The sequence below is a fragment of the Rosenbergiella australiborealis genome (genome assembly GCF_018494035.1).
Taxonomy (GTDB): domain Bacteria; phylum Pseudomonadota; class Gammaproteobacteria; order Enterobacterales; family Enterobacteriaceae; genus Rosenbergiella; species Rosenbergiella australiborealis.
Window position 1 is genome coordinate 1 of record NZ_JABBFO010000050.1, and the last position, 302, is coordinate 302.

Here is a 302-nt window from a genome sequence, read left to right on the forward strand (position 1 = left end):
ATACAAGCGGCTAGCGCAGCGGTACAAGGTCTTGCTGGCGGAGATATTACCCATGCCTTGGCGGGCGGGGCGGCGCCCTATATTGCTCATATGATTGGCCAAAGCGGCCTGGATACCGCGGGCAAGTCTTTGGCTCACGCAACGGTGAATGCAGCGCTTGCTGCCGCGCAGGGTAAAAACGCATTAGCCGGTGCCGCGGGGGCAGTGAGTGCAGAGTTGGCCGGAATGATAGCGGTTGACGCCTATGGCAAAGGGGTTGCGGAGCTAACGGAAAACGAGAAACAGACGGTGAGTGCGCTAGC

At 59.6% G+C, this 302-nt stretch carries 1 pseudogene; it reads left to right on the forward strand.

Features of this window, described 5'->3' with window-relative positions:
• Positions 1-302, forward strand: a pseudogene (locus HGT73_RS14665) (VENN motif pre-toxin domain-containing protein); the annotation flags it as partial.